The sequence below is a fragment of the Streptomyces sp. NPDC047880 genome (assembly GCF_040706515.1).
GTDB lineage: Bacteria > Actinomycetota > Actinomycetes > Streptomycetales > Streptomycetaceae > Streptomyces.
Map to the genome: position 1 here is coordinate 184091 of NZ_JBEZOK010000012.1, position 21423 is coordinate 205513.

A 21423-nucleotide genomic window follows, 5' to 3' on the forward strand; every position below is an offset into this window, starting at 1 on the left:
TACTATCTGCGTCACCGCAAGGTTTCTGAACCTTGCAGCAAGAACCTTCAACGAAGAAGGAAACCCCACATGGCACGCAGATACCTCGCCACCGCCGTCGCGCTCGCAGCTTCGGTTGTCATGAACCCGACTGGTGCGCAGGCCTCCCCACCTGGCACCAAGGACGTCACCGCCGTCCTCTTCGAGTGGAACTTCGCCTCGGTCGCCCGCGAGTGCACCACCACCCTCGGACCCGCCGGGTACGGCTACGTCCAGGTCTCCCCGCCCGCCGAGCACATACAGGGTCCGCAGTGGTGGACCTCGTACCAGCCGGTCAGCTACAAGATCGCAGGGCGGCTCGGTGACCGATCGGCCTTCCAGAACATGGTGAACACCTGCCACGCGGCCGGGGTGAAGGTCGTCGTCGACACCGTCGTCAACCACATGGCGGCGGGCGGCGGCACCGGCACCGGCGGTTCGTCGTACAGCAAGTACACCTACCCCGGCCTGTACTCGTCGTCCGACTTCGACGACTGTACGAGCCAGATCAGCAACTACCAGGACCGCTGGAACGTCCAGCACTGCGAACTGGTCGGCCTCTCCGACCTCGACACCGGTGAGAGCTACGTCCGCGGCGCGATCGCCGGGTACATGAACGACCTGCTCTCCCTCGGTGCCGACGGTTTCCGCATCGACGCGGCCAAGCACATCGACGCGGCCGACCTGGCGAACATCAAGTCGCGGCTGTCGAACCCCTCGGTGTACTGGAAGCAGGAGGTCATCCACGGCGCCGGCGAAGCCGTCCAGCCCACCGAGTACACCGGCAACGGCGACGTCCAGGAGTTCCGCTACGCCTACGACCTCAAACGGGTCCTCAACAACGAGAACCTCGCCTACCTGAAGAACTACGGCGAGGGCTGGGGCTACATGAACAGCGGCGTCTCCGGCGTCTTCGTCGACAACCACGACACCGAGCGCAACGGCTCGACGCTCAGCTACAAGGACGGGGCCAACTACACGCTGGCCAACGTCTTCATGCTGGCCTGGCCCTACGGCGCCCCCGACATCAACTCCGGGTACGAGTTCAGCGACCACGACGCCGGGCCGCCCAACGGGGGCCGGGTGAACGCCTGCTGGCAGGACGGCTGGAAGTGCCAGCACAACTGGCCCGAGATCAAGTCCATGGTCGGCTTCCGCAACGCCACCCGGGGCCAGTCCGTCACCAACTGGTGGGACAACGGCGGCGACGCCATCGCCTTCGGCCGGGGCAGCAAGGGCTTCGTGGCCATCAACCACGAGTCCGGCTCACTGACCCGGACGTACCAGACCTCACTGCCCGCCGGGACGTACTGCAACGTGCAGAACAACACGCCGGTGACGGTGAACTCGAGCGGGCAGCTCACGGCCACCCTGGGCGCGAACACCGCCCTGGCGGTCCACGCGGGCAAGTCGGGCTGCTGAGCGGCTCGCTGAAAGTTTTTGCCGATGGTTTCAAGCCTCTTGCTGTAAGTGTTGCGGCGGCGATACGGTCGCGCGGGGTCGGACCCGAAGAGCCGTAATCGCAAGGAGCCCATCTGTGATACCGAGATGGCCGACGCCGTCGAGGCGCCGAACCACCCATGCCGGACGGGTCGCTGCGGTCACCGTGACCGCGCTGGCCGCAGCGCTCGTCCAGCCCCTCGCGGCGCGGGCCGACACACCGCCTCCGCCCCCCTCCGACGCCAAGCTGGCCACCCAGCCCGCCCGGCACGACGCCACCCGTGAGCAGTTCTACTTCGTCCTGCCGGACCGTTTCGCCAACGGCGACCCGCGCAACGACAAGGGCGGCCTGACCGGTTCACGCCTGTCGACCGGCTACGACCCGACCGACAAGGGCTTCTACCAGGGCGGCGACCTCAAGGGCCTGACCAAGCGGCTCGACTACATCAAGGGCCTGGGCACCACCGCCCTCTGGATGGCCCCCATCTTCAAGAACCAGCCCGTACAGGGCACCGGCGCCAACGCCTCGGCCGGCTACCACGGCTACTGGATCACCGACTTCACCCAGGTCGACCCGCACTTCGGCACCAACGAGGACCTCGAGACCCTCATCGACAAGGCCCACGACAAGGGCATGAAGGTCTTCTTCGACGTCATCACCAACCACACCGCCGACGTCGTCGACTACGAGGAGAAGTCCTACGACTACCTCTCCAAGGGCGCCTTCCCGTACCTGACGAAGGACGGCGTGCCCTTCGACGACGCCGACTACGCCGACGGGCGGCGCGGCTTCCCCGCGGTCGACCGGGACTCCTTCCCGCGCACACCGGTCGTCACCAGGAAGAACAAGGTGCCGTCGTGGCTCAACGACCCGACGATGTACCACAACCGCGGCGACTCCACCTTCGCCGGTGAGAGCTCCACCCACGGCGACTTCTCCGGACTCGACGACCTGTGGACCGAGCGGCCCGAGGTCGTCCACGGCATGGAGAAGATCTACCAGCGCTGGGTGCGGGACTTCGACGTCGACGGCTTCCGGATCGACACCGTGAAGCACGTCGACATGGAGTTCTGGACGCAGTGGGCCACCGCCCTCGACGCCTACGCCGCCAAGCGCGGCCGGGACGACTTCTTCATGTTCGGCGAGGTCTACTCGGCCGACACGAACATCACCGCCCCGTACGTCACCCGGGGCCGGCTCGACGCCACCCTCGACTTCCCCTTCCAGGAGGCGGCCCGCCAGTACGCCTCGCAGGGCGGCAGCGCCCGCAAGCTCGCCGGCGTCTTCGGGGACGACTACAAGTACACGACCGGCAAGGCCAACGCGTACGAGCAGGTCACCTTCCTCGGCAACCACGACATGGGCCGCATCGGGTCGTTCCTGAAGCAGGACGACCCCAAGGCCACCGACGCCGAGATCCTCGCCAAGGACGAGCTCGCCAACGAGCTGATGTTCCTCAGCCGCGGCAACCCCGTCGTCTACTACGGCGACGAGCAGGGCTTCACCGGCCCGGGCGGCGACAAGGACGCCCGGCAGAGCATGTTCGCCTCGCGCACCGCCGACTACCTCGACGACGACCGCATCGGCACCGACGCCACGCACGCCAAGGACGCCTACGACACCAAGGCGCCCCTCTACCGGCAGATCAGAGCCCTCGCCAAGCTCCGCAAGGCCAACCCGGCGCTCACCGACGGCGTCCAGCAGGAGCGGTACGCCGCCGACGGCCCGGGCGTCTACGCCTTCTCCCGCACGGACGCCAGGACCGGCACCGAGTACGTCGTCGCCTTCAACAACGCCGGCGAGAAGAAGTCCGCGACCTTCCCGACCGGCTCGGCCGGCATGACCTTCAAGGGCATCCACGGCACCGACGCGACCCTGAAGAGCGACAGCGACAAGAAGATCACGGTCACCGTCCCGGCCGGCTCGGCGATCGTCCTCAAGGCAGCCGGAAAGCCCGCCAAGCCCGCCACCGCGCCCACGCTCACCCTGAAGGCCCCGGCGGCCGGCGCGACCGGCACGGTCGAGGTCACCGCCGACGTCGACGGCGGGCAGCTCAACCGGGTCGTCTTCGCCGCCCAGACCGGCAACGGCAAGTGGCGGGTCCTCGGCTCCGCCGACCACGCCCCCTACAAGGTCACCCACGCCATCGGCAAGGACGTGGCACCGGGCACGGCCCTGCGCTACAAGGCCGTCGTGGTCGACTCGGCCGGCCGCACCGCGAGCGCCCTGGCCGCCTCCACCACCGGCACCCCGCCCGCCCCGGAGCCGCCCACCGCGTCCTCCCGCGACTACGCGATCGTCCACTACAAGCGCACGGACGGCGACTACGCCGACTGGGGCCTGTACGCCTGGGGCGACCTCGCCGAGGGCGAGGCCACCGAATGGCCCAAGAGCCACCCCTTCACCGGCCGGGACGCCTACGGCGCCTTCGCCTGGGTCAAGCTCAAGCCCGGCGCCTCGAACGTCGGCTTCCTCGTCATCGACAAGGACGGCACCAAGGACGTCGCCGCCGACCGCACGATCGACGTCACCAAGACCGGCGAGATCTGGATCGAGCAGGGCAAGGACACCGTCACCACCGAGCGGCCCGACTCTCCGGCGCCCGACAAGACCAAGGCGGTCCTGCACTACCTCCGGGCCGACGGGAACTACGACGGCTGGGGACTGCACGTCTGGACCGGCGCCGCGAACCCCACCGACTGGTCGAACCCCCTGAAGCCGGTCAAGACTGATGGCTATGGCGCAGTCTTCGAGGTACCGCTCACCGCCGGGGCCACCAGTCTCAGCTACATCCTCCACAAGGGCGACGAGAAGGACCTGCCCACCGACCAGTCGCTCGACCTCAAGGCGAACGGCCACGAGGTGTGGCTCGTGAACGGCCAGGAGAAGTACCTGCTCCCGCAGCCCGCGGGCAGTGCCGCCGCCCTGGACCTCACGACGTCGAAAGCGGTCTGGATCGACCGGAACACCCTCGCCTGGAACGGCTCCGACGCCGCCGCATCCACCCAGCTGCTGTACTCACGCGACGGCTCGATCAAAGCCGAGGACGGTGCCCTGACCGGCGACGCCAAGTGGCTGCGCCTGTCGAAGAACGAGCTCACCGACGCCCAGAAGGCGAAGTTCCCGCACCTCAAGACGTACGACGCCTGGACCGTCGACCCCCGCGACCGCGACCGGGTCCGTGAGGCCCTGCGCGGCCAGGTCGTCGCCACCCAGCACGCGGCCAACGGGGCCGTGCTCGCGGCGACCGGCGTCCAGATCGCCGGAGTCCTCGACGACCTGCACCCCGGCGCCACCAAGGCCGACCTCGGACCGACGTTCGCCAAGGGCCGCCCCACCCTGTCGGTGTGGGCGCCGACCGCGCAGTCCGTCGCCCTGGAGCTCGACGGCAAGGCCGTCCCCATGCGCCGCGACAGCGCCACCGGCGTCTGGTCCGTCACCGGCCCGGCCTCCTGGAAGGGCAAGCCCTACCGCTACGTCGTGAAGGTCTGGGCGCCCGGCGTCCGCAAGGTCGTCACCAACAAGGTCACCGACCCCTACGCTCTCGCCCTCACCACCGACTCGAGGCGCAGCCTGGTCGTCGACCTGGACGACAAGGCCCTCGAGCCCGCCGGCTGGTCGTCGTACACCAAGCCCAGGGCCGTGCCGCTGCGGGACGCGCAGATCCAGGAGCTGCACATCCGGGACTTCTCCGTAGAGGACCGCACGGCCGAGCACCCCGGCACCTACCTCGCCTTCACCGACAAGACGAGCGACGGCAGCAAGCACCTGCGCCGGCTGGCGAAGGCGGGCACCTCCTACGTCCACCTCCTGCCCGCTTTCGACATCGCCACCATCCCGGAGAAGAAGGCCGACCAGGCGAAGACCGACTGCGACCTGGCATCCTTCCCGGCCGACTCGGACAAGCAGCAGGAGTGCGTCGGCAGGATCGCCGCCAAGGACGCCTACAACTGGGGCTACGACCCGTACCACTACACGGTCCCCGAGGGCTCCTACGCCACCGACCCGGACGGCACCGCCCGCACGGTCGAGTTCCGCAGGATGGTGAAGGCCCTCAACGACGACGGGCTGCGGGTCGTCATGGACGTCGTCTACAACCACACCGCCGCGAGCGGCCAGGCCGGCACCTCCGTCCTGGACCGGATCGTGCCCGGCTACTACCAGCGGCTCCTCGCCGACGGCTCGGTCGCCAACAGCACCTGCTGCGCCAACACGGCCACCGAGAACGCCATGATGGGCAAGCTGGTCGTCGACTCGATCGTCACCTGGGCCAAGGAGTACAAGGTCGACGGCTTCCGCTTCGACCTCATGGGCCACCACCCCAAGGCCAACATCCTCGCGGTCCGCAAGGCCCTCGACGAGCTGACCCCCGCCAAGGACGGCGTCGACGGCAAGAAGATCATCCTGTACGGCGAGGGCTGGAACTTCGGCGAGGTCGCCGACGACGCCCGGTTCGTCCAGGCCACGCAGAAGAACATGGCCGGCACCGGCATCGCCACCTTCTCCGACCGGGCCCGTGACGCCGTGCGCGGCGGCGGTCCCTTCGACGAGGACCCCGGCGTCCAGGGCTTCGCGTCCGGCCTGTACACCGACCCCAACTCCTCCAAGAACAACGGCACGCCCGCCGAGCAGAAGGCCCGGCTCCTGCACTACCAGGACCTGATCAAGGTCGGCCTCTCCGGCAACCTCGCCGGCTACCGGTTCACCGACACCGGCGGCAAGGAGGTCAAGGGCTCCGACGTCGACTACAACGGCACCCCCGCCGGATACGCCGACGCCCCGGGCGACGCCCTCGCCTACGCCGACGCGCACGACAACGAGTCCCTGTTCGACGCCCTGGCCTTCAAACTGCCCGCCCCGACCAGCGCGTCCGACCGGGCCAGGATGCAGGTCCTCGCCATGGCGACGGCCACCCTCTCCCAGGGGCCGGCCCTCTCCCAGGCGGGCACCGACCTGCTGCGCTCCAAGTCCCTGGACCGCAACTCCTACGACAGCGGCGACTGGTTCAACGCCGTCCACTGGCGGTGCGCGGACGGCAACGGCTTCGGCCGCGGACTGCCCATGGCGGCCGACAACACCGACAAGTGGCCGTACGCCAAGCCCCTGCTGACCACCGTCAAGGTGGGCTGCGAGCAGATCGAGGGCACCTCGGCCGCCTACCGCGACCTGCTGCGGATCCGGAGCACCGAGAAGGACTTCTCCCTGGGCACGGCCGCACAGGTGCAGTCCCGGCTCTCCTTCCCGCTGTCCGGCACGGACGAGACACCCGGCGTGATCACCATGCGGCTCGGTGACCTGGTCGTCGTGTTCAACGCCACGCCCGAGCGGCAGGAGCAGCGCGTGTCCGCACTCGCCGGGACCGGCTACCGGCTGCACCCGGTGCAGGCGGCGGGCGCGGACGCCACCGTGAAGTCCTCCGCCTACGCGCAGGAGTCCGGCACCTTCGCCGTGCCGGCGCGCACGGTCGCGGTCTTCACCCGGACCGCGGGGTAACGCACCCGCCGCGGGCGGGATGGACCGCGACCGGCGGCCCGCCCCGCCCGCGGCTAGGGTGAGCACACCGACCTGGAACAGGAGTGCTGATGCCGCAGATCACCGTCGACTATTCCGCCGACCTCGCCGGCGGCTTCGACCGGCCCGGATTCGCCAAGGCGCTGCACGAGGCGACGGTCGAGATCGCGGCCGCCAAGCCGCCCGCGTGCAAGACCCGGTTCCGCCCGACCGAGGACATCGTGGTCGGCCCCGAGACCGAGGGGCACGCCCACGTCCACATCCACATCGCGCTGCTCGCCGGCCGCACCGACGAGACCAAGGCCCGGCTGACCGAGGCCGCGCTGGAGCTGCTGTGGACGTATCTGAAGCAGCCCGAGGGCCTCGCCCTGCATGCCTCCGCCGAGGTCCGCGACCTCGATGCGTCGTACGCGAAGTACGAAAGCTGAGACCGCTCAGCTCGCCAGGGCGATGAGCCGGCCGACCAGGTGCGCGAACGGGCCGTCGGCCGGCTCGTCCTTGAGGGCGCCGCGCAGCAGCTCCGCCATCTCCTCGTCGTAGGCGGCGCTGACGGCGGCGAGCGCGGCGAAGTCGTTGACGAGCTGGGGCTCCAGCTCCTCGCGCGGGATGCGCCGGCCGTCCAGCCAGATCAGCGCCGTCGACTCGGCCAGCGAGATCCAGGAACGGACGACCAGTTCGAGACGCGCGGGCGGATCGGTCACGCCCAGGTGCGAAAGGATCTGGACATACGCGGCCTGCCGTACGGAGTCGACGAGCGCGTTGGTCGTCGAGATGGTGCTCATTGAGCAGGCTCCGCCCGCGGAGACCGCCGGACCGCCGCGCATCAGGGCGGAGAAACCCGGCCCGTGCTCGTCCACGAAGTCGAAGTAGCGGCGCATCACGCGCAGCAGCCGCGCCCCCAGCGGACCCTCGTGGGGCTCCACGAAGCGGGCCGCCAGATCGTCCGAGGCCCGCTGCAACGCGGCCTCGTACAGGCTGAGTTTGCCGGGGAAGTAGTGGTAGACCAGCGGGCGCGAGATGCCCGCGGCCGACGCTATCTCGTCGATGGACACGTCGTCGGGCGAGCGGCGGCTGAACAGTTCGAGGGCGACGCCGATCAACTGCTGCCGCCGCTCCTCGACTCCCATTCTGCGGCGAACCCCGGTAGTCATACGAACACCTTACCGATCGTTTCCAGCCTCGAACGGGCCGGATCGATCAGCGGATCCCACCGGCCGCACCGGACGGGCCCGGAATCCGCCCCGGTCAGCGCAGCCCGCGGAGCGAACGCCCGTCCTTCAGCGACCCCTTGAGCTGAGCCTGCGCCCCCTGCTCGGCCGGCACGGTCAGCAGACTGCTCCGCGCCTGCCCGTTCACTCCCCCCGTCGCGCGGACCGACGCCGTCTCCCGGCCGCCGGCGGCGAGCAGGTACCAGTCGCCGGCCTTCGACTTCCACAGCACCCCGGCCAGCACATGCGGATCACGAGCCCCGCAGGCCGGCACGTTCTCCGCCTGCGCCGCGGCCGCCCCGTACGCCCCGCCCGGTGTGTGGAACTGCGCCAGCACCCGCGCCCCGCCGCCCCGCCAGGTCTCGGCCCGCGTGCACACCCACGCCGCCGAGCCGCTCCCGTCGGGCAGCGGCTGTTCGTTGAACGCCCACGCGTTGACGCTGCGCACCCCCGCCGAGCGCATCGTGCCCAGCGAACAGGCGAACGGCTGCCAGGCGCGCAGTGCCGAAGCCCCCGCCACATCGCCCGGGGAGCCCGGCCGCCCGGTGGTGAGCCTGGCCGGGACCAGCTCGCCGAGGTCGGTCAGCATCCGGGTCCGGCCGCCTTCGGTCACCTCCAGCACGTTCCACGAGGTGCACGGGCCGGCCCGCAGGGCCGGGCTGGCCAGCGGCGTGGTCACACCGTCGGTGAGCGTGAGGTCCATCGCGCCGGAGCCCGGCTTCACCAGGTCCCGCTCGGCGGCCTTCTCCACCCAGGGCGCCATCAGGTAGCGGACGTTGCCGTCGGACCGGCCCAGGACCACCGCGGCCGCCTCGGCCCGCCCGGCCCCGTCGACCCGGGCGAAGTCGAGGGCGGCGCCCTGCGTGCCGTCCTTCGGCTCCGCGTACCGGGCGATGCGCAGACCGTCGTAGAGGATCACCACACGGGCCGCGTCGAGCGTCCCCGCGTACAGCAGCTGGGGCGGTCCGGCCGGGCCGCCGGAGAGGGTGCCGGGGGTCACCGACACCTGGACCGTCTCGCCGGGACGGGCCCACACGGCCAGGGCGCGGCGCAGCAGGGCCCGGTCGTCGGTGAGGTCGCCGCGAGCCGGCCACACGGAGAAGTCGGTGCGCGCCGAGCTGCGCCACGCGGTGGGCGGCATCCGGGTCAGCTTCGTCGGGTCCAGGGCGGCCTGCGCGGCCGGGTTCCGGGCGTACGGCGGTGCCGCGGCGCCCTCCGGTCCCCAGCCCTCACCGGGCAGGCCGAGCAGTGCCCCGCACACCAGCAGGGCGGCACCGGCGGTCAGCGCGGCCTTCAGGTGCTGGCGGCGGCGCATCAGATCGGTGGGCCGGGCCTGGAGCGAGCAGGGGTCGAACTCGGGGGAGCCGAGCAGCCCGTACTGGGCGGGGATCCCGCCAGCCTCCAGCACCGCTCCCTCCGGGTCGGCGACGCCCGCCGCGGCGAGGACCTCGCACACCCCGTCGTCCGTGAGCCGCTCCAGGCCGCGCAGCGCGTAGGCGGCCCGGGCCGGGCCGGACAGGGTCGACAGCCGCTGGTCCAGGGCGAGTTCGTCGGCACCGCCGGAGCGCGGGAACAGCTTCAGGCCCCACACGTGCGGCAGCAGCGGCGGCAACTGTGCCCGCTTGGGCCAGGCCTTCGCCTTCAGTGGAAGCCCCGCCTCCAGTGCCGTGCGCAGCACCTTCAGACGGACCAGTGCGTAGCCGGGGTCGCCGTCCCGCCCGGTGGACTGCGCCGGGATCACCGGGGCCGGGGTGCGGTTGCGGGGGAGCGCCCGCTGGGCGAGGGAGTGTGCGGTCAGGACGCGGCGGCTGCGGCCCAGCCCGGGGGGCAGGACCAGGTAGGCCAGCCGGACGAGCCGCGGGTAGTGCTCGACGAGCGCGGCCTCGGCCTGCTCGACGTCGACGACCGGGCCGGTGGGGGAGAAGGGTGCGGGGCGCTGGGCGACATCCTGTGACTGCACGTTCAGCAGAACGAGCGAATCATGGGTTGGTCACCTGGCCCCCGAGCGTCACGCCCCCGGGGGCACCCCGGGCTCCACGAGCAGCCGGGCGTAGTTCGCCATGGACCGCTGGTAGCGCGGCAGGTGCGGGGCCAGGGCGCCCAGGGCCAGCGCCAGCGCCTCCCGGTCGCGGCCGAGACTCGACAGGCACAGCGCGAGGCAGGCGCGTACGGGGTCGTCCAGCTCGTCGGACGGGGCGAGAAGCTCGGGCGTCAGCAGCGCGACGCCCTCCTCGGCCCGGCCGATGTTCCGCAGCGAGCTGGCCAGCTGGATCTTCGTCCGGCGGGCCTTGTAGGGGCTGACGTCGGCGAGGCCGTTCCCCAGTGCCTCCTGGTACAGGGGGACCGCCTTGTCGCTGCGGCCCGTGGAGTCCCACGCGCAGGCCCGCTCGAACGAGCCGTGTGGACTGCCCTCGGGCAGCTCGGCGACGAGGGCGTCGACCTCGGCGCGGAAGCGGGCCTCGTCCTCCTCCGTCTCGGCGTAGTCGTCGAAACGCTCCCACAGGGCGGCCACACGGTCTTCCCAGTCCTGATCCACCTGTCCACCCTCGCACAGGAGTGCCCACCGGGGCAGCGGGATTTTGAGCACGGCGGGCTCCGCAGCCGTATCGAAGGCGAGAGCCTCTTGCCGGGGCTCCGTGCGGCATGCGTCCGGATCGTGCCGTGACAGGGACCGTGCCGACAAGGACCGGAGGAACAGATGAGGGTGACCCGACCGATGCTCGCGCTGAGCGGCGCGGTGGCGATACTGGCGCTGGCCGGCTGCGGCGGATCCGGCGACAAGGACGAGGCGGCCGTTCCGAAGGAGGTGAGCGGCAGCCTTGAGCACATCGCGGCCGAGGCCGACTGCAAGCCGAACATGCAGACCGACGCGGACACCATCCGCCAGGCGCTGTGCAAGAAAGGCAAGGAGAAGTACGTCCTCGCGACCTTCTCCACGGACCGCGGCCAGCGCGAGTGGCTGAACAGCGCGAAGGACTACGGCGGTTACTACCTCGTCGGCCGCAAGTGGGTCGCCGTCGGCCAGCAGAAGACGGTCACGGCACTGCAGGGCACCCTCGGCGGCACCATGGAAGAGGGTTCCGAGCACATGAACCCCGGCGGCAGCCACAACAAGAACGGTCACGGTGGCAGCGGCCACCACGGCTGAGCACGAAGGCCCGAGCAGCAGAAGGCCGGCGGTGGGAGTTCCCACCGCCGGCCTTTCGCACAACCGGTTCAGGACTACTGGCAGTCCTGGCCCCCGTTGATGCACTGGACCATCTTGTTCATCACGTTCTCGTCGAAGAAGTTGATGAAGTCGTTGTGGTCGGTGATCGCCTTGTGCAGCTGCTCCGGAAAGGAGTCGACCGCGAAGGCGTTCTGCACCTGCCCGTTGTTGATCTGCGGCGCCTGTACGTCGTAGACCAGTCGGACCTGGAGCTGCGGGATGGCCTTGAAGCCGTTCGAGCAGCTGCCGTCCGCCTCCACGAAGTCCACGTGGGTGCGGTGGTTGGCGCTGTCGATGTTCTGCCCGTCCCAGCAGCTCTGGAAGTTGGACGTCCGCACCACGGAGCTGCCCTGGGGGCAGAGCGGGTACTTGTCCGTCACCTGACGGTCCTCGAAGCCGGTGCAGCTCCACGAGGTGTTGGCGTTGTTCAGGCCGTTGGTGAGGGACTTGGCGTCACCGGTGATGATGCGCAGGGCCTTCGGCATCGCGACGACGTCGCTGGTGCGGTTGCCGACGAACTTCAGCTGGGCCTCGGCCGGCTCGACGATCTTGCCGACGTTGCCGTCCTGGCCACCGCCGGGCTGACCCGCGTCGATGTCGTCCGAGCCGTCCTGGATCCGGAGGACCGGCCAGAAGTACGAGGACTTGTCGCCCTGGTTCTGGCAGGACGTCTCGGCGTTGGCCAGGTCCTCGTCGCTCGCGAAGGCGTTGTTGCTCTGGTTGCCGACGTAGTCGTGCTGGTGCTGCGCACCGTTGGACACGCCGGGCGCCACGATCACGTTGTCCGAGTTGCGGTTCTCGTTCTGGTTGGTGCCGCAGTTCGTGGTGAACGTACCCGTCGAACCGCCGTCGCCGTTCGCGGCGAGGCCGTTCGGCAGGTTGCGGGAGTTGGGCTGGACGTCCTCGATGTTGATGAAGTCGTCCGCCGCCGGGCCGTTGCCGGCCTGCCCGCCGTTGCCGCCCTGCCCGTTGTCCTGGCCGCCGTTGTCCTGGCCCTGGTCCTGACCGCCGTCGTTCTGACCGCCGTTGTTCTGGCCGTCGTTGTTCTGGCCGTCGTTGTTCTGGCCATCGCCGGCCTGGCCGTCGGTGGTGTCGGCGTCGGCGGCCATGCCCTGGCACGAGGCCAACTGCTCGAGGCTGGCAGGGGCCTTGCCGCCGACCCGCCGGATGTTGATGCCGATCCGGTCGATGACCGCGGTCCGCTTCGACTTCAGCGGGCCGAGGATGGCGTTGTCGACGAAGCCCGAGTCACCGGCCTGGGCCTGGCGGGTGGAGGCGAGCCGGGTGTAGGCCTCGCTGATCTGCTTGTCGAGGTTGGCCAGCTCCTTGTCCACCCCCTGGCGAGCACGGTCCGGCACATCGGTCAGCTTCTGTCCGACGTCCGGGCACTGGATCGTGGCGATCTGTGCGCCCGCGGACTTCGTCTGGTTCGCCGAGTTCTCCTCGTGCGCCGAGGCGTAGAAGTTTGCCCAGATCAGCCCGCCCCCACCGAGCGCTAGGGCCGCCGATGCGGCAATGGCCTTGGTGGCCAGCGGCGTACGGCGTTTTCTTGTGTTGCGTCCCATGGAACTCCTCTGACTTCCTTTTTCGGGGGCATCGAGGCGCCCGACAGGAGTGAAGCGGCTCCCTTCCATACGGAGCGCGTCCCACGGGTGTTCAGCGGTCTCGGAAATTGATGCGAGATTCGTGAGGACTCTGTGTCCTCAACAGCCGCTCAGGCACCGGGAGTTGCTGATCCCCCACGAGGGGTGAAAGCCATCATCCGGTTTCACCGGCCGTGGTCGAGATAGGCGAGAACCGCCAGCACGCGACGGTTGTCGTCGTCCGAGACCTCCAGCCCCAGTTTGGCGAAGATGTTGGCGGTGTGCTTGGCGATCGCCCGTTCCGTCACGAGCAGTTTCCCGGCGATCGCCGTGTTGGACCGGCCCTGCGCCATCAGCTCCAGCACCTCCGTCTCCCGGGGCGTCAGCCGTGCCAGCGGCCGGTCGTCGCCCGAACGGCGGGCCAGCAGCTGCTGGATGACCTGAGGGTCCATCGCCGTGCCCCCGGCGGCGACCCGCCGTACCGCGTCCACGAACTGCTCGGCATCGAACACCCGGTCCTTCAGCAGGTACCCGACCCCGCCGGTGCCGTCGGCGAGGAGCTCACGCGCGTACAGCTGCTCCACGTGCTGGGAGAGCACCAGCACCGGCAGTCCGGGCCGCTTCCGGCGGGCGTCGAGCGCGCACTGCAGGCCTTCGTCGGTCTGCGTGGGCGGCAGGCGCACGTCGACGACGGCGACGTCCGGGTGCAGCTCGTCCAGCGCGGCGGCCAGTTCGGGTCCCGTCTCGACGGCCGCCGCGATCTCGAAGCCGTGCGCCCGCAGCAGCCGGACGAGTCCGTCACGCAGCAGGAAGAGGTCTTCGGCCAGGACTACGCGCAAGGGATCTCCATGGTGACCATGGTGGGGCCGCCCGCGGGGCTGCTGACGGCCAGGACGCCGTCGAATGTACCCAGTCGCCGTTCCACCCCGGCCAGCCCCGACCCCGCACCGATCACCGCGCCGCCCTTGCCGTTGTCCGTGACGGTCGCCCGCAGCATGCCGTCCGCCTGGTGCAGGTCGACCCAGATCCGGTCGGCGCCCGCGTGTTTCACGGCGTTGGTGAGCACCTCGCTCACGGCGAAGTACGCGCCCGACTCCACGGGCGCCTCGGCCCGCCCGGACAGCTCCACGCTCACTTCGGTGGCCACCGGCAGCCGCAGTGCCAGCGCCCGCACCGCGTCGCCCAGGCCTCGCTCGGCGAGGACCGGCGGGTGGATGCCGCGCACCAGCTCGCGCAGCTCGGTCAGTGCCTCCACCGAGGACTTGCGGGTCTGCGCGATCAGCTCCTTCGCCTGCGCCGGGTCCTTGTCGAGGAGCGCCTCGATGGTGCCCAGGTCCATGCCGACGGCGACCAGCCGGGCCTGGGCCCCCGTCGTGCAGGTCCCGCTCGATGCGCCGCAGTTCGGCGGCGGAGGCGTCGACGGCGTCGCGCCGGGTCTCGGTCAGGACCCGCACCCGCTCGGCCAGTTCCCCCTGGTTCGAGCCGAGCACGGCGCGGGTGAGCCGGAAGTGGACGTGCAGCAGGCGCGGGGTCAGGAAGTGTGCGAGGAACAGCAGCACCAGCCCCAGGGCCCCCGCACCCAGCGCGGACGCCTGCCCGGTCACCGGCACGAACCCGTACCAGTACCCGTCGGGGAAGACCCGCCACAGCCCGAGCGCGAGGGCGAACCCCTCCAGCGGGTAGAGCAGCAGCACGGCCGGCAGCAGCGCGGTGACGAACCCCGCGGTCATGTCGGCCGGCAGCCAGAGCAGGTCCCGCCAGGTCGCCGGGTCGCGCAGCATCCCGAAGGTGCGCGCCCAGGGGTTGGCGTCCTTCGGCAGCGGCCGGTACGCCGGGGGGATCCGCACCCCGCCCCACTCCGCCGCGAGCACCCGGCGGGCGTTCGCGAACGCCCGCACCCCCGTCAGTGCGTACGGCGTGGTGACGAGCCCGACCCCGATCGGGATCAGCGCGATCGAGACCAGGGACAGGCAGAAGCACAGCACCGCCCCCGGCAGGGAGACGAGGGCCAGCACGAGCCCCCGCACCGCGGCGAGCCCGATGCCCCGTCCTGTCGTCCGGCCGGTGCCGTTCTTCGTGTCCATGGTCATGGCGTCAGTCTCGCCGAGCGGGCCTGCCCGGTCACGGGGCCGGGCACCCTGCCCGGAGGTGGTGCTACCTACACCTCGGCCGGAACGAGGGGTGGTTACGAGGGGTGGTTACGAGGGCTGGTTACGAGGGGCGTTTCACGAACCGGCGCCGGACGCGAGGACCTTCGCCTCCACCTCAGGATCGAGGCCCGAGCGCGGCCGGTCCGGCCGCTGGGGCGCCACGCCCCCGACGTCCTTCAGCCACCGCCAGGTGTCCGTCACCGTCTCCTCGACCGGCCTGCAGACCAGTCCGGCCCCGACCGCCCGGGAGGCGTCCGCGCTGTGCAGGGCCCCGTACAGGTCGCTGTCCGGCGGCACCCACACCGGCAGCTCGGTCCACGGCTCGATGCCCGCCTCCAGGATCACCCCCGGCTCGGTCCAGCGGAGTTCGGCGGCGCCGCCGGTGACCCGCACGCAGGCGTCGAGCAACGCGCCCATGGTGGTGTGCCCCTGCGGACTGACCAGGTTGTACGGGCCGCTCAGCTCCCGCTCGGCCGCGAGCACGGTCCACTCGGCCAGGTCACGGACGTCCACGTACTGCAGGGGCAGTTCACGCGGGCCCGGCGCCAGCACCGGACCGCCGCGCGCCGTGCGGCCCAGCCACCAGGGCAGCCGGCCGATGTTCTCGTACGGGCCGAGGATCAGCCCGGCCCGTACGAGCACCGACCGGTCCGCGCCGAAGGCGTCCAGTACGGCCAGTTCACCGCCCCGCTTGTCCTGCGGGTACGCGGTCTGCTCGGCGTCGGCCGACGCCCCCTCCACCAGGGGCGCGTCCTCGTCGTACCCGGCGGGCGGGGCCCACGCGTACACCGAGCAGCTCGACACGTACACGTACCGGCCGGCGCGGCCCCGCAGCAGCCGCGCCGTGTCCCGCACCGCGCGCGGCGCCGCCGACCAGGTGTCGACGACCACGTCCCACTCTCCCGGGTCGTCGGCGAGGGCGGCCAGGCCGCCGGACGCGGTGCGGTCGCCCCGCAAAGACCGCACGCCGGGCGGCGCGTCGTGCCGCCCGCGGTGGAAGACCGTCACCTCCCAGCCCCGCCCCAACGCCGCCTCCACGACGGCCCGCCCCACGAACTCCGTACCGCCCAGCATCAAAAGCCTCATGCCGGTGACTCTGCCTGGTGGGGCGAGAGGACGGAACGGAGATCTGCTCTCAGCAGACGGGCCCGACGAGCCCGACGAGTCCGACGAGCCCGTCGGGCCCGACGAGCCGGACGGGCGGGACGGGCGGGATGAGCCGGACGGGCGGGATGAGCCGGACAGGGCAGAGGGCCTGGGCGGAGCCGGCGGCGCGGACCGGACCGGCGGCGCGGACCGGACCGGCGGCGCGGACCGGACCGGCGGCGCGGACCGGACCGGCGGCGCGGACCGGACCGGCGGCGCGGACCGCCGACGGCGCGGACCGGACCGGCGGCCCGGCCGGGCAGGAGGTACGGGCGAGACCTACGGGGCGGTGCAGGGCGGGGCGCGCCTCAGTCCGCCGTCGGCGGCACGTACTTGTAGCCCACGCGGCGCACGGTGCGGATCGCGTCGCGGTGCTCCACGCCCAGCTTGCGGCGCAGGCGGGCGATGTGGACGTCGACCGTGCGGCCGTCGCCCACGTGCCCGTAGCCCCACACCGTGCCGACCAGCTGGTCGCGGGTGTGGACCCGGCTCGGGTGCGCCACCAGGTGGGCCAGCAGCTCGAACTCCAGGTAGGTGAGGTCGAGCGGCCGCCCGGCCACCCGGGCGGTGCGCTGCACGGTGTCGACCCGGATCAGCGGCTCGCCGCCCGGCTCGGCACCGGGCCGCGGGTCCGCGTCCTGCGGCAGGTCGGGCACCGCCACCGGGAACGGCGGCTGCTGGTCGGCCGGGACGAGCACCAGGTAGCCGACCATCGGCGGCTGCCCCGGCAGCGTCGGCAGGGTGTGCTGCGGGGCCGGCAGCCAGGTGGCACCCGGCGGCAGCAGGTCCGCGACCGTCACCACTTCGTCCCGGTCGACGGCACGCAGCCGATGCCGGGGGCCGTGCGGCGCGGGGGCGTTGAGAGGGGCGGCGGTGGACAGGGAACGAGTGGTCGCCATGAGAGGTCAGCTCTTTCGCGCGAGGAGTTCGTCGGGGAGGTCGACGGCCGCGATTCGTGGTCGGGCTCGCCGAGGACGTACGCGGTTCGCGCTGGCCGAAGGCCGGGGTGTACGGCGTTAGAGGGCCGGCGCGTTCGTCGCGCGGCAACACACCCGGTCGAAGTCGTGGTCCTGGCGGGACGGCCAGAAGGGCTCGAGGTCATGGCGACCCGTCGCGGTGTACTTCTGGTGGCTGGCCATGACCCCATTGAAGCAGAGCCGATCGCGCACCGGGACCCTCCTCTCACTGCTTGGACAATTCACTGCCCGGTCAAGCGCGCCCCGTCAAGGGCACGGGGACCCGCGCGACCAGCCATGGCGTCGCGGCAGACGCACCGAGGCGCCCACCGCGAACGGGGAGCGCCTCGGGGAGCTTGCGGGGCAGGTCAGACCTGGCCGGCCTTCTCCAGCGCCGAGCAGCAGGTGTCGACGAGCAGCCGGGTCACCACGTACGGGTCGACGTTGGCGTTCGGGCGGCGGTCCTCGATGTAGCCCTTGCCGTCCTTCTCGACCTGCCAGGGGATGCGGACCGAGGCGCCGCGGTCGGAGACGCCGTAGGAGTACTTGTCCCACGGGGCGGTCTCGTGCAGGCCGGTGAGGCGGTCGTCGATGCCGGCGCCGTAGTTCTTGACGTGGTCGAGCGGCTTGGAGCCCTCACCGAGCGACTCGGCCGCGGTGATGATCGCGTCGTAGCTCTCGCGCATCGCCTTGGTGGAGAAGTTGGTGTGCGCACCGGCGCCGTTCCAGTCGCCCTTGACCGGCTTGGGGTCGAGGGTCGCGGCGATGTCGAAGTCCTCGGCGGTGCGGTAGAGCAGCCAGCGGGCCACCCACAGGTGGTCGGAGACCTCCAGCGGGGAGACCGGGCCGACCTGGAACTCCCACTGTCCGGGCATGACTTCGGCGTTGATGCCGGAGATCGCGAGACCGGCCTTCAGGCAGTTGTCCAGGTGCGCCTCGACGACGTCACGGCCGAAGATCTCGTCCGCGCCGACACCGCAGTAGTAGCCGCCCTGCGGGGCCGGGAAGCCGCCCTTGGGGAAGCCGAGCGGGTAACCGTCCTTGAAGAACGTGTACTCCTGCTCGATGCCGAAGATCGGCTCCTGTGCCGCGAACTTCTCGGCGACCTCGGCCAGCGCCGCACGGGTGTTGCTGGCGTGCGGGGTGAGGTCGATGTTCAGGACCTCGCACAGCACGAGGATGTCGTCGCCGCCGCGGATGGGGTCCGGGCAGGTGAAGACCGGCTTGAGGACGCAGTCCGAGGAGTGGCCCTCGGCCTGGTTGGTGGAGGACCCGTCGAAGCCCCAGATCGGCAGCGCGTCGAGACCGGCGGGGGAGCCCGTGATGATCTTGGTCTTGGAACGCAGTTTGGCCGTCGGCTCGGTGCCGTCGATCCAGATGTACTCAGCCTTGAAGGTCACGGGCCACATCCTCGGGTGTGTCTGGGCGCGTATCGCGGGTGCTTGCGGCGCAGCGGCACCGGTGCGCCGCGTCTGCTGCCCGGCAGCCTGGCAACAGGCGATTTCCCGTCCATTGCTCGTATGTGAACCCCGTGTTACCTGGCCGTGCTGTGCCGCACCTCACGCCGTGAGGGCGTTTCGCGGGTGCGGCGCCGGTCACCGGCTCCCCTCCGTCAAGCCGGTGACCGGCGCCGCACGGCCCGGACGTGCCGGTCCTGCTGCCCCTGGCCGGGGCGGCAGGACCGGTGACACGTACGAGGGGCGGCCGAGGGGGTGGCCGCCGCCTCATCGATTCACTCGGGCGTGAGGCGTCACCCCACCTTCTCGATCAGGGCCCGGCGGATCAGGAACTTGCCGGGCTCACGGACCTGTTCGAAGGCCGCGTTGTTGAGCAGCGCACAGCTGCCGGAGACCGAAGTGACCTCCACCGTCGTGGACTTGTTGTTGTCCAGGTTGGTGACCTTCAGCTTCGTGCCGGCCGGGAACTGGTTGCTGGACGCGGCGGGCGCACCGCCCTCACCGGAGAGCGTGACCGTGGAGCCGTTGCACACCTGCTGGCCGGAGGCAGCGGCACCGCCGCCGGTGTTTCCCGCGGGGGCGGACTCGGCCGGCTTCGACGGCTGGGCCGAAGCCGCGGGAGGCTGTGCCGCATCGGCGGGCTGCGACGGCTGCGCGGTCTGGGAGTCCTGAGCCGACTCCCCGACGGTGCACCCCGACGCCTCCTGCTTCCGCTTGATCTCCGCGACGACCGCCTCGCGGTTGGCGATCCGCGCCTCGGACTGCGCGTCCGGGTTGGCCCGCTGGTCCGCGATGAACTTCTGGTTGTTGCCGAGGGCGGTGGCGAGGCCCAGGCAGACCGTCGATTCCGACGCCGACTTGGGGGCCGGCGGCGACGCGTTCGACGTGCTCGCCATGACGAAGGCCCCGCCTCCCGCCACCGTCGCCGCGCTCAGCAGCAGCGCGATCTTCTTCTTCGTACCGAGAGTTCTCCTACGCGACATGCGCGCCTCCTGAAGAGGTAGGGGAGCGGACGCCGCTATGTACGAGATACCGAACGAGGTTACTCAGCGGTTACAGGAGTCACCAAAGTGACCTGTGCCACATGGTGGAGCTCGCTGGTCAGCGTGACAGGGCGTCCCGTACGGCCTCTTCGGAGCGGCCGACGACCGCCGTGCCGTCGTCCGCGGTGATGATCGGGCGCTGGATCAGCTTCGGGTGCTCGGCGAGCGCCGTGATCCAGCGGGCGCGCGAGGCGGCGTCGCGCGGCCACTCCTTGAGTCCCAGTTCCCTGGCCTCGGCCTCCTGGGCGCGGGTGATGTCCCAGGGTTCGAGACCGAGGAGCTTCAGCACGCCGCGGATCTCGTCCTCGCTCGGCACGTCCTCCAGGTAGCGGCGGACGGTGTAGTCGGCGCCCTCGGCGTCGAGCAGCGTCAGCGCGCTGCGGCACTTCGAACACGCGGGGTTGATCCAGATCTCCATGCGCACAAGGTACGCGCCGACTAGCGTGTTCGATTTTCTGGCGCCCCTCCGTCACCTCGCGGACCAGTCGTGACATGACGCCAATTCCCATGCTCACCAGGGCTTTTGCCGAGCTCTGCGGACTCCCTGTTGTCAGTGCCGGGCGGTAGACTGTAAGCAGTGTTCGAGGGTGGCGCCGGGGATGCCGACGTCTTCGGTGAGCCGCCCGACCGCGACAGGAGGATGCCTGTGCCCGCTGCCGCCCTGAAGTCGAAGCCGCTGCCCACCCAGTCCACCGCGAAGCGTCCCGTCCTGCTCGACCTGCCGTACGCGCCCGTGGAGAAGCGGCCGCTGCCGCCGGGCCGGCCGCGCCAGTGGTACGTGACGCACAACCGCCGCCTCAAGGCGATGCGCCTCGCCATCGCCCTGCTCGACTCGGGCGTCCACATGCCGAACCAGGCTCACAACGAGACGATCCGCGACACGGCGGAACTGATCGGCGTCCATCCGCCGTCGGACACGACGTGCCACATGGTGCGGGCGTTCATGCGCTACGCACGCTGAACCGCCCACTCCGAGCGCCGGGCACCCCGAACAGCGGGGTGCCCGGCGCTCGTTCATGCCGCCCCGGTGGGCGCCGCGAACACCGGCGGGTTCAGGCGGGCGAGGCCCTCCTGACGCTCGCAGGGGAAACAAGGGCAGGGCGCCGGACGGTGGCTCGCCGCGTCGAGCTTGGCCACCTGCTCGGGGGTAAGGCTCCAGCCGATGACGCCGAGGTTCTGGCGCAGTTGCCGCTCGTCCCTGGCGCCGATGAGGACCGAGGACACCGTCGGCCGCCGCAGCAGCCAGTTGAGGGCGATCTGCGGGACCGCCCTGCCCGTCTCCGGGGCTCCCTGTGTCCGGCAGGCCGTCGACCGAGGAGGGGCGCCCGAGGGCACCGACGCGCACGAGGTCGTCCGCGCGGTCTCCGCTCCGCTCTACTACCACCTGCACATCAGCGACGGACAGCTCGACGAGGCCACGGCCGTACGCGCCGCCGAGGCAGCGGCGGCGACGCGAGCGGGGGTGCACGCACCGGACGGGGGCAGAAGGCCCTGACGGACAGGACCACCTCGACCTGCCCGCGCGCCTCGAGATGGTCAGCCCTTCGCCAGCTCCCTCTCCGTCGGTGGCGGCGCGAGCGGGGTGTACGCACCGGACGGGGGCAGAAGGCCCTGACGGACAGGACCACCTCGACCTGCCCGTGCGTCTCGAGATGGTCAGCCCTTCGCCAGCTCCCTCTCCGTCGGTGGCGGCGCGAGCGGG

At 71.0% G+C, this 21423-nt stretch carries 16 protein-coding genes and 3 pseudogenes; 6 read left to right on the forward strand and 13 right to left on the reverse strand.

Features of this window, described 5'->3' with window-relative positions; translation table 11 throughout:
* The first annotated feature begins 69 nt into the window (after positions 1 to 69).
* The 3 genes from AB0937_RS20135 to AB0937_RS20145 all read left to right on the forward strand — a co-directional run bounded on the left by AB0937_RS20135 (position 70) and on the right by AB0937_RS20145 (position 7398).
* Positions 70 to 1440: an alpha-amylase family protein gene (locus AB0937_RS20135; RefSeq protein WP_366713394.1), complete on the forward strand. Its 1371-nt coding sequence runs from the start codon at positions 70 to 72 to the stop codon at positions 1438 to 1440.
* 115 nt (positions 1441 to 1555) lie between these two features.
* Entirely contained in the window at positions 1556 to 6952 is a 5397-nt protein-coding gene (gene pulA / locus AB0937_RS20140) for a pullulanase-type alpha-1,6-glucosidase (RefSeq protein WP_366713395.1), read from the forward strand.
* An 89-nt stretch (positions 6953 to 7041) separates the two neighbouring features.
* Complete coding sequence (locus AB0937_RS20145; protein WP_366713397.1) at positions 7042 to 7398, forward strand: 5-carboxymethyl-2-hydroxymuconate Delta-isomerase; 357 nt, start codon at positions 7042 to 7044, stop codon at positions 7396 to 7398.
* A gap of 6 nt (positions 7399 to 7404) precedes the next feature.
* On the opposite strand, the gene AB0937_RS20150 is transcribed toward AB0937_RS20145, so the two are convergent.
* The 3 genes from AB0937_RS20150 to AB0937_RS20160 all read right to left on the reverse strand — a co-directional run bounded on the left by AB0937_RS20150 (position 7405) and on the right by AB0937_RS20160 (position 10714).
* The gene (locus AB0937_RS20150; RefSeq protein ID WP_366713399.1) at positions 7405 to 8121 is read right to left on the reverse strand and encodes a TetR/AcrR family transcriptional regulator; all 717 of its coding nucleotides are present in this window, start codon (positions 8119 to 8121) and stop codon (positions 7405 to 7407) included.
* Between the two features lie 94 nt (positions 8122 to 8215).
* The gene (locus AB0937_RS20155) at positions 8216 to 10138 is read right to left on the reverse strand and encodes a hypothetical protein (RefSeq protein WP_366713401.1); all 1923 of its coding nucleotides are present in this window, start codon (positions 10136 to 10138) and stop codon (positions 8216 to 8218) included.
* A gap of 48 nt (positions 10139 to 10186) precedes the next feature.
* The gene (locus tag AB0937_RS20160; RefSeq protein WP_366713403.1) at positions 10187 to 10714 is read right to left on the reverse strand and encodes a tetratricopeptide repeat protein; all 528 of its coding nucleotides are present in this window, start codon (positions 10712 to 10714) and stop codon (positions 10187 to 10189) included.
* 162 nt (positions 10715 to 10876) lie between these two features.
* Between AB0937_RS20160 and AB0937_RS20165 the strand changes: the two genes are divergently transcribed.
* Positions 10877 to 11326: a hypothetical protein gene (locus tag AB0937_RS20165; protein ID WP_366713405.1), complete on the forward strand. Its 450-nt coding sequence runs from the start codon at positions 10877 to 10879 to the stop codon at positions 11324 to 11326.
* A gap of 74 nt (positions 11327 to 11400) precedes the next feature.
* On the opposite strand, the gene AB0937_RS20170 is transcribed toward AB0937_RS20165, so the two are convergent.
* From AB0937_RS20170 to AB0937_RS20210, 9 genes and pseudogenes are all read right to left on the reverse strand, one after another.
* Positions 11401 to 12951: a DUF1996 domain-containing protein gene (locus tag AB0937_RS20170; protein WP_366713406.1), complete on the reverse strand. Its 1551-nt coding sequence runs from the start codon at positions 12949 to 12951 to the stop codon at positions 11401 to 11403.
* Between the two features lie 203 nt (positions 12952 to 13154).
* Complete coding sequence (locus tag AB0937_RS20175) at positions 13155 to 13808, reverse strand: response regulator transcription factor (RefSeq protein ID WP_366713407.1); 654 nt, start codon at positions 13806 to 13808, stop codon at positions 13155 to 13157.
* A pseudogene (locus AB0937_RS20180) lies at positions 13799 to 15059 on the reverse strand (sensor histidine kinase). Before AB0937_RS20180 ends, AB0937_RS20175 begins: the two are co-directional and overlap by 10 nt.
* Positions 15060 to 15194: 135 nt before the next feature.
* Positions 15195 to 16205 (reverse strand): SDR family oxidoreductase, encoded by a 1011-nt coding sequence (locus AB0937_RS20185; protein WP_366713409.1) that lies wholly within the window; start codon positions 16203 to 16205, stop codon positions 15195 to 15197.
* A 368-nt stretch (positions 16206 to 16573) separates the two neighbouring features.
* Entirely contained in the window at positions 16574 to 17164 is a 591-nt protein-coding gene (locus AB0937_RS20190) for a winged helix-turn-helix domain-containing protein (RefSeq protein WP_366713411.1), read from the reverse strand.
* Between the two features lie 117 nt (positions 17165 to 17281).
* Positions 17282 to 17404, reverse strand: a complete 123-nt coding sequence (locus AB0937_RS20195; protein ID WP_366713413.1) for a hypothetical protein — start codon at positions 17402 to 17404, stop codon at positions 17282 to 17284.
* Positions 17405 to 17589: 185 nt separating this feature from the next.
* Complete coding sequence (gene glnII / locus AB0937_RS20200; RefSeq protein ID WP_366713415.1) at positions 17590 to 18621, reverse strand: glutamine synthetase; 1032 nt, start codon at positions 18619 to 18621, stop codon at positions 17590 to 17592.
* A gap of 350 nt (positions 18622 to 18971) precedes the next feature.
* Positions 18972 to 19661: a hypothetical protein gene (locus AB0937_RS20205; RefSeq protein ID WP_366713416.1), complete on the reverse strand. Its 690-nt coding sequence runs from the start codon at positions 19659 to 19661 to the stop codon at positions 18972 to 18974.
* A gap of 118 nt (positions 19662 to 19779) precedes the next feature.
* The gene (locus AB0937_RS20210; protein WP_366713417.1) at positions 19780 to 20139 is read right to left on the reverse strand and encodes an arsenate reductase family protein; all 360 of its coding nucleotides are present in this window, start codon (positions 20137 to 20139) and stop codon (positions 19780 to 19782) included.
* Positions 20140 to 20367: 228 nt separating this feature from the next.
* On the opposite strand from AB0937_RS20210, the gene AB0937_RS20215 reads away from it, so the two are divergent.
* Entirely contained in the window at positions 20368 to 20682 is a 315-nt protein-coding gene (locus tag AB0937_RS20215) for a hypothetical protein (protein ID WP_366713418.1), read from the forward strand.
* A 53-nt stretch (positions 20683 to 20735) separates the two neighbouring features.
* On the opposite strand, the pseudogene AB0937_RS20220 reads toward AB0937_RS20215, so the two are convergent.
* Positions 20736 to 21002, reverse strand: a pseudogene (locus AB0937_RS20220) (aldo/keto reductase); the annotation flags it as partial.
* Between the two features lie 4 nt (positions 21003 to 21006).
* On the opposite strand from AB0937_RS20220, the pseudogene AB0937_RS20225 reads away from it, so the two are divergent.
* Positions 21007 to 21216: pseudogene (locus tag AB0937_RS20225) on the forward strand (TetR/AcrR family transcriptional regulator C-terminal ligand-binding domain-containing protein); the annotation flags it as partial.
* Positions 21217 to 21423: the final 207 nt, after the last annotated feature.

Coding starts and splice junctions, on each gene's coding strand:
- AB0937_RS20185 (WP_366713409.1), bottom strand. CDS start 16,205: ATGAGGCTTTTGATGCTGGGCGGTACGGAGTTCGTGGGGCGGGCCGTC.
- AB0937_RS20195 (WP_366713413.1), bottom strand. CDS start 17,404: ATGGCCAGCCACCAGAAGTACACCGCGACGGGTCGCCATGACCTCGAG.
- AB0937_RS20150 (WP_366713399.1), bottom strand. CDS start 8,121: ATGACTACCGGGGTTCGCCGCAGAATGGGAGTCGAGGAGCGGCGGCAG.
- AB0937_RS20135 (WP_366713394.1), top strand. CDS start 70: ATGGCACGCAGATACCTCGCCACCGCCGTCGCGCTCGCAGCTTCGGTT.
- AB0937_RS20205 (WP_366713416.1), bottom strand. CDS start 19,661: ATGTCGCGTAGGAGAACTCTCGGTACGAAGAAGAAGATCGCGCTGCTG.
- AB0937_RS20170 (WP_366713406.1), bottom strand. CDS start 12,951: ATGGGACGCAACACAAGAAAACGCCGTACGCCGCTGGCCACCAAGGCC.
- AB0937_RS20145 (WP_366713397.1), top strand. CDS start 7,042: ATGCCGCAGATCACCGTCGACTATTCCGCCGACCTCGCCGGCGGCTTC.
- AB0937_RS20165 (WP_366713405.1), top strand. CDS start 10,877: ATGAGGGTGACCCGACCGATGCTCGCGCTGAGCGGCGCGGTGGCGATA.
- AB0937_RS20210 (WP_366713417.1), bottom strand. CDS start 20,139: ATGGAGATCTGGATCAACCCCGCGTGTTCGAAGTGCCGCAGCGCGCTG.
- AB0937_RS20190 (WP_366713411.1), bottom strand. CDS start 17,164: ATGGCGACCACTCGTTCCCTGTCCACCGCCGCCCCTCTCAACGCCCCC.